4 protein-coding genes are annotated in these 6,032 nt (G+C 70.5%); 3 read left to right on the forward strand and 1 reads right to left on the reverse strand.

The genetic code is table 11. The features are described from left to right. Window positions 1–22: 22 nt before the first annotated feature. Window positions 23–1,693: a urocanate hydratase gene (gene hutU / locus VGN45_RS11180; RefSeq protein ID WP_327462424.1), complete on the reverse strand. Its 1,671-nt coding sequence runs from the start codon at window positions 1,691–1,693 to the stop codon at window positions 23–25. Between the two features lie 25 nt (window positions 1,694–1,718). On the opposite strand from hutU, the gene VGN45_RS11185 reads away from it, so the two are divergent. From VGN45_RS11185 to VGN45_RS11195, 3 genes are all read left to right on the forward strand, one after another. Next, the gene (locus VGN45_RS11185; RefSeq protein ID WP_327462426.1) at window positions 1,719–2,615 is read left to right on the forward strand and encodes an agmatinase family protein; all 897 of its coding nucleotides are present in this window, start codon (window positions 1,719–1,721) and stop codon (window positions 2,613–2,615) included. A gap of 40 nt (window positions 2,616–2,655) precedes the next feature. Beyond that, window positions 2,656–3,822 carry an imidazolonepropionase gene (hutI, locus tag VGN45_RS11190; RefSeq protein ID WP_414643431.1) on the forward strand — a complete coding sequence of 389 codons (1,167 nt, stop codon included), beginning with the start codon at window positions 2,656–2,658 and terminating at the stop codon, window positions 3,820–3,822. Between the two features lie 177 nt (window positions 3,823–3,999). Continuing rightward, complete coding sequence (locus VGN45_RS11195) at window positions 4,000–5,580, forward strand: NAD(P)/FAD-dependent oxidoreductase (protein ID WP_327462430.1); 1,581 nt, start codon at window positions 4,000–4,002, stop codon at window positions 5,578–5,580. Window positions 5,581–6,032: the final 452 nt, after the last annotated feature.

Raw genomic sequence — 6,032 nt, forward strand, 5'->3', positions numbered from 1 at the left:
GGAGAAGGAAGCAAGACAAGGGTCATCCAAGCCCCGGCAGCTTCAGCCCGTTCGCCCGCGCGGCATCCTTCGCGATCTCATAGCCCGCGTCGGCGTGGCGCATCACCCCCGTCGCCGGGTCGTTCCACAGCACGCGCTCCAGCCGCCGCGCCGCTTCCGGCGTGCCGTCGGCCACGATCACGACGCCGGAGTGCTGGGAATAGCCCATCCCCACCCCGCCGCCGTGGTGCAGCGACACCCAGCTGGCCCCCGACGCCGTGTTCAAGAGCGCATTCAGCAGCGGCCAGTCCGACACGGCGTCCGAGCCGTCCATCATGGCCTCGGTCTCCCGGTTCGGACTGGCGACGGAGCCCGAATCCAGATGGTCCCGCCCGATCACGATCGGTCCCGACAGCTCGCCCGATGCCACCATCTCGTTGAACATGAGCCCCGCCCGGTGACGGTCGCCCAGGCCGATCCAGCAGATGCGCGCCGGCAGGCCCTGGAAGGCGATCCGCTCGCCCGCCATGTCCAGCCAGCGGTGCAGGCCGGCGTCGTCCGGGAACAGCCGCTTCATCGCCGCGTCGGTCTTGCGGATGTCCTCCGGATCGCCCGTCAGGCTGGCCCAGCGGAATGGCCCGATCCCCCGGCAGAACAGCGGGCGGATATAGGCCGGAACGAAGCCCGGGAAGTCGAAGGCGTTCGCCACGCCCTCGTCCAAGGCGACCTGGCGGATGTTGTTGCCGTAATCGGTGACGGGAATGCCCGCCGCCTGGAAGTCCAGCAGGGCCTGCACATGCACCGCGCATGATCTCCGGGCCGCCGCCTCGACCGCCTGCGGATCGCTCTCGCGCTTCGCCTCCCACTCCGCCACGCTCCAGCCGACGGGCAGATAGCCGTTGACCAGGTCGTGCGCGCTGGTCTGGTCGGTCACCAGATCGGGCCGCACTCCGCGCTTGACCAGTTCAGGCAGAACCTCCGCCGCATTGCCCAACAGCCCGATCGAAATGGGATTCTTGTCGGCCAATGACGTGTTCAACAGCGCCAGCGCCTCATCCACGCTCTCGGCCATGACGTCGAGGTATCGCGTGCGGATGCGGAACTCGATGCGGCTGCGCTGGCACTCCACCGCGATGCACGACGCGCCCGCCATGGTCGCCGCCAGCGGCTGGGCCCCGCCCATGCCGCCCAGCCCGGCGGTCAGGATCCACTTGCCGGACCAGTCGCCGCCGTAGTGCTGGCGGCCGGCCTCCATGAAGGTCTCATAGGTGCCTTGAACGATCCCCTGGGTGCCGATGTAAATCCACGACCCGGCGGTCATCTGGCCGTACATGGCCAGCCCCTTGCGATCCAGTTCGTGGAAGTGTTCCCAGGTCGCCCATTTCGGCACCAGGTTGCTGTTGGCGATCAGCACCCGCGGCGCGTCGGCGTGCGTTCGGAACACCCCCACCGGCTTGCCCGACTGCACCAGCAGCGTCTCGTCCTCCCCCAGCTCGCGCAGGCTCTCCACGATCCGGTCGAAACTGGCCCAGTCGCGCGCCGCCTTGCCGATCCCGCCATAGACGACCAGGTCCTGCGGCCGCTCGGCCACCTCGGGATCCAGGTTGTTCATCAGCATCCGCAGCGCGCCCTCGGCGGCCCAGGTGCGGCAGGTCTTCTCCGGTCCGCGCGGGGCGCGCACGATCCGGGCGTTCGGGGTCGGTTGTTGAGTCATGGCGGCGTCTCTACGCTGCGGAACCATGACCATGGAAGCCTCGGAAGCTTTGGGGTGGCGCTCAATCGCCGACCTGCTCGGCGATCACCCCGACGCGCGCGTCGCCCTCGTCGGCGCGCCGCTCAACGAGCGGTCCCTCACCCCAGGCCGTTGCGACCTCGCGCCCAAGACCTTCCGCGCCGTCCTGCCGCGTTTCTCGACCTACGACGTCGAGACCGGACTGGACCTGTCCACACGCGTCCACGACGCCGGCGACGTCCCGCTGAAGGCCGTCTCGCCCGCCGACGCCCTCACGCCCATCCGCGAGGCCGTCGCCGCGCAAGCGAACCGCGCCCTGACGGTCCTGATCGGCGGCAACAACGCGGTCACCCGCCCGGGCGTCCACGCCCTCGGGCTCGAGCGCGTCGGCCTCCTGACCCTCGACGCCCATTTCGACCTGCGCGACGTGGATCAGGGCCTGACCAACGGAAATCCGATCCGGGCCCTTCTGGACGACGGGCTGGACGGCCGCCGCATCTCCCAGATCGGCCTCGCCCCCTTCGCCAACACCCGCCGCGCGCATGAGAAGGCGCGGGCCGCCGGCATCTCGGTCTTCACGGCCGCCGACTGCCGTCGCGAGGGCACGGCGGCGATCGTGGCGCGGGAGCTGGATCGCCTGGCGGCGTTCTGCGACGCCATCTACGTCGACGTCGACATCGACGTGATCGACCGGTCCCAGTGGCCCGCCAGCCCCGGCGCCCGCCCCGGCGGCGTTTCGCTGCAGGACGTCTTGGAAGCCACGCGCGTCGTCGGCTCCCACCCGAAGGTCCGCGCGATCGATCTGACGGAGTACGACCCCTCGCTGGAGGTCGGCGATCTGGGCGCGCTCACCGCCGGGCGCTGGTTCTGCGAGCTTCTGGCGGGGTTCCAGTCGCGTGCCTGACCGCTTCGACCTTCTTGTCACCGACTGCCGCTTGGCGACGATGGTCGAAGACGCCGCGCCCTACGGCCCCGTCGACGACGGGGCGATGCTCGTCCGCGACGGCCGCATCGCCTGGGTCGGCGCGCGCGCGGATCTGCCCGCCCACGACGCCGTCGCCGTCGAGCGCCTCGACGGCCGCTGGGTCACGCCGGGGCTGATCGACTGTCACACCCATCTGGTCTTCGGCGGGAACCGCTCGCACGAGTTCGAACGCCGCCTGACCGGCGTGCCTTATGAGCAGATCGCGCGCGAGGGCGGCGGCATCGTCTCGACCATGACCGCCACGCGCGCCGCGAGCGAGGACGCGCTGGTCGCCTCCGCGCTCGACCGCCTTCGCGGTCTGACCGCCACCGGCGTCACCACGGTCGAGATCAAGTCGGGCTATGGCCTGGACGCCGCCAACGAGCTGAAGATGCTCCGCGCCGCCCGCCGCGTGGGTCGTGAAGGCGGGGTGCGCGTCTCGACCAGCTTCCTCGGCCTGCACGCCCTCCCGCCGGAACATCGGGCCGACCGCGCCGCCTATCTCGACCTGATGATCGACCAGATTCTGCCCGCCGCCCATGCGGAGGGCCTCGTCGACGCCGTCGACGCCTACTGCGAGCCCATCGCCTTCACGGCGGTGGAGGTCGACCGCTTGTTCGCCAAGGCCCGCTCGCTGGGCCTGCCGGTCAAACTGCACGCGGACCAGCTTTCCAACGGGGGAGGCGGCGCCTTGGCCGCCGCCCATGGCGCCCTGTCCGCCGACCACGTCGAGCATGTCGACGAAGCGGGCGTCGTCGCCATGGCGGCCGCCGGCACGGTCGCGGTCCTGCTGCCGGGCGCCTACCTCATGCTGAGAGAGACCGTGCCGCCGCCCATCGACCTGTTCCGGCGCCACGGCGTCCGCATGGCGGTGGCCACCGACTGCAACCCGGGCACCTCTCCCGTCGTCAGCGTGACGTCGGCCTTGAACCTCGCCTGCGTCCAGTTCCGCCTGACGCCGGAAGAGGCCCTGACGGGGGCCACCCGACACGCTGCGGCGGCCCTCGGCCTGTCGCACGAGATCGGCGCCCTTGAGCCCGGCAAGACCGCCGACCTCGCCGTCTGGAACGTCGAGCGCCCCGCCGAGCTCTGCTACTGGCTGGGTCGTCCGTTGCTTCATCGTCGCTGGCTCGGCGGCCGAACTTAAGCCCCGCTTCAGGGAATCGGGCCATACAGTCCCCATGCACCGTCGCCTGCCCCTGAGCGAAACCCTCATGATCGCGGCTCTGATCGCCTGCACGGCGGTTCAGCTGGCCCTGATGATCCACGGTCTGCTGGCGGCCTGATCCGGGCGTGCTAGAGCCGCTTCCGAAAGGAAGCGCCCGTGGCTCAAACCGAAACCGACGTCGTCGTTCTGGGCGGGGGCCACAACGGCCTCGTCTGCGCCTTCTATCTGGCCCGTGCCGGGCTGAAGGTGACCGTGCTGGAACGCCGCCACGTCGTGGGCGGCGCGGCGGTGACGGAAGAGTTTCATCCGGGTTTCCGCAACTCCACGGCCAGCTACACCGTCAGCCTGCTTAACCCCACGGTGATCGCCGACATGGACCTGGCGCGCCACGGGCTGCGGGTCGTGCTGCGCAAGGTGGCCAACTTCCTGCCCCTGCCCGGAGGCGACCGGCTGCTGGCCGGGGAGGGGATCACTCAGGCCGAAGTCGCCCGCTTTTCGCAAAGGGACGCCGACCGCCTGCCCGAATACGAGCGTCGGCTCGAGGTCGTGGCCGACGTCCTGCGCGACTGGATCCTGCGCCCGCCGCCCAACATGAGCTCCGGTGGATGGCTCCACGCCCTGCCGGATCTGCTCAGCGCCGGCGCGCTGGGCCGTCAGGCGGCCGCGCTGGACGTTCAGGGCCGTCGCGATCTGCTGGACCTGTTCACCAAATCCGCGGGCGACTGGCTGGACGGCTGGTTCGACAGCGACCCGATCAAGGCCCTGTTTGGTTTCGACGGCGTGGTCGGCAACTACGCCGGTCCCTACACGCCGGGCAGCGCCTATGTCCTTCTGCACCACGTGTTCGGCGAGGTGAACGGCAAGCGCGGGGCCTGGGGCCACGCGATCGGCGGCATGGGCGCCATCACCCAGGCCATGGCCGCCGCCTGCGCCGAACGCGGCGTGGACGTGCGCCTCGACGCTCCGGTGGCGGAAGTGCTGACGAAGCAGGGCAGGGCGGTCGGCGCGGTGACGGAAGCCGGCGACGTCGTGCGCGCCCGCGCCGTCGTGTCCAATCTCCACCCGCGCCTGCTGTTCGACCGGCTGGTCGATCCGGCCGCCGTGCCGCATGATTTCCGCGAGCGGATGACGCGCTACGCGTCGGGCTCCGGCACCTTCCGCATGAACGTGGCGCTCGGCGAACTGCCGCGCTTCGTCGCCATGCCGGAGCCCGGCGCCCATCTGACCGCCGGCATCATCATCGCGCCCAGCCTGGACTACATGGAGCGCGCCCACGCCTCGGCCCGGCTGGACGGCTGGTCGCGCGACCCCATCATCGAGATGTTGATCCCGTCCACCCTGGACGACACCCTGGCGCCGCCTGGGCGGCACGTCGCCAGCCTGTTTTGCCAACATGTCTCGCCGGACCTGTCGGACGACGACCGCGAGACCGTCGCCGACCTGATGATCGAGACCGTCGATCGCTGGGCGCCCGGGTTCAAGGCCTCGGTCTTGGGTCGGCTGGCGCTGGGCCCCCGTGATCTGGAACGCCGGTTCGGCCTGGTCGGCGGCGACATCTTCCATGGCCGCCTGACGCTGGACCAGCTGTTCAGCGCCCGCCCGGTTCTGGGCCACGCCGACCATCGCATGCCTGTGCCCGGCCTCTACCTCTGCGGCTCCGGCGCCCACCCCGGCGGCGGAGTCACGGGCGCGCCCGGCCACAACGCGGCGAAGGTGGTCCTGAAGGATCTCCGCTGACCCCCGGAGCGCGGACCTCCGATCCCGCCCCCGCGCTCCCTCTCCCTGCGGGAGAGGGCTTGAGGCTCGCAGAGCGTCAGCGATGCGCCAGCCGAAAGGGAGAGGGGCTACTGTCTGGCCGTGACCCCTCACCCTTTCGCGTTTCCAATCGCTTCGCTCTTGGACGCTCAAGCCCTCTCCCGCCGGGAGAGGGTGCGGCGCCTTGGGTCGGGAAGTCGTGACGACTTCTCCCGTCTTTCTTTGCCCTTTCAACGCGGTGCGTTTTTCCATCCGCGACTTTCCGACGTCGGTTGGGGGCTGCGGCAGCATTTGGGGGTTCCGTCGCGGGGGAGGGCGCAAGGCCTTGCGAGCTTGTCGCGGCGGGAGCGGTTCGAGCGGGGGGCTCGACGGGCGCATGCGCCCGCAGAGCCCGGTGCCGGCTCCATCGTTCGACCTCGGACCTCGCGGCCCTC

This window comes from Brevundimonas sp. (assembly GCF_035999125.1).
GTDB lineage: Bacteria > Pseudomonadota > Alphaproteobacteria > Caulobacterales > Caulobacteraceae > Brevundimonas.

Excerpts from the sequence above, each read along its gene's own strand:
- hutU (WP_327462424.1), bottom strand. The coding sequence starts at position 1,693 with ATGACTCAACAACCGACCCCGAACGCCCGGATCGTGCGCGCCCCGCGC.
- VGN45_RS11185 (WP_327462426.1), top strand. The coding sequence starts at position 1,719 with ATGACCATGGAAGCCTCGGAAGCTTTGGGGTGGCGCTCAATCGCCGAC.
- hutI (WP_414643431.1), top strand. The coding sequence starts at position 2,656 with ATGGTCGAAGACGCCGCGCCCTACGGCCCCGTCGACGACGGGGCGATG.